The sequence below is a fragment of the Erythrobacter donghaensis genome (assembly GCF_001557325.1).
Taxonomy (GTDB): domain Bacteria; phylum Pseudomonadota; class Alphaproteobacteria; order Sphingomonadales; family Sphingomonadaceae; genus Erythrobacter; species Erythrobacter donghaensis_B.
Window position 1 is genome coordinate 1 of record NZ_LSJS01000100.1, and the last position, 831, is coordinate 831.

General features: G+C 71.2%; 1 protein-coding gene and 1 tRNA gene. Both read right to left on the reverse strand.

Going from position 1 to position 831, the window contains the following annotated elements; translation table 11 throughout:
* Positions 1 to 554 (reverse strand): hypothetical protein (locus AX692_RS05670; RefSeq protein ID WP_073977588.1); only part of this gene is annotated, 554 nt, incomplete at its 3' end.
* Between the two features lie 135 nt (positions 555 to 689).
* Positions 690 to 765 (reverse strand) — tRNA-Lys (locus AX692_RS05675).
* Positions 766 to 831 lie beyond the last annotated feature (66 nt).

The following is an 831-nucleotide window of genomic DNA, read 5'->3' on the forward strand; positions in this document are numbered from 1 at the left end:
GTCCCGCCGAGGGCGAGCAGCGCCGCCTCGGCCACATGCGCGCCGCTGCCGGTCAGCCCGGCCTGAAGCGCAAGGGTCGCCCATTGCGCGGGCAGCAGCGCCAGCACCCACCCGGGCCACGCCCCCGGCATGGCGGCGGCGGTGAGCAGGACGGCGGCCTCGCCCGCGACCACCGCGAGCGCGATCCACCACCCCCGCGCCGAGGCGGAACGCGCAAACAGGCTCCCGCGCGCGGCGAAGCTGACGCTGGCGATGATGGCGGCAAGCGCCACACCGTCAGGGTCGTGAAGGGCGGGAAGCCCCAGCCACCGCGACAGCAGCACCAGCCCCGCCCCGCCCGGCAAGGCGGCCAGAACGCCGACCGCGAAACGTCCGGCAGCGGCGGCAGCAATCATCCCCGTTCCCATCATCCCGATCGCGATGACGGCCCCGGCGGCATGCGGATCATGGGTCGTAAACAACGCAATCGCCGGAACCACCAACCCGGCAAGCGTGACGGTCAGCCACGCCAGCCGCGGGCGGTCGGCAACCTGATCCTCGGGCCGAAAGTTCATGGGACGAGCATTGGTCGAGGCGGGGCAAAAAGTCGAGGCACCGGGCCCGATGGTCGAGTCCCCGCATGGCACTGATCGGTCGCAAGGCGACCGCAAGTGCGACCGCCCGCCCGCACCGGGTTCGCAAACAAGAAGTGGTGAGCCCGACAGGATTCGAACCTGTGACCCGCTGATTAAAAGTCAGCTGCTCTACCTACTGAGCTACGGGCCCACGCGCCTGTCCCGCAGAGGCGGGATGCGGGGGTCACCTAGGCAGGGGGCGCGGGCGGGTCAAGCG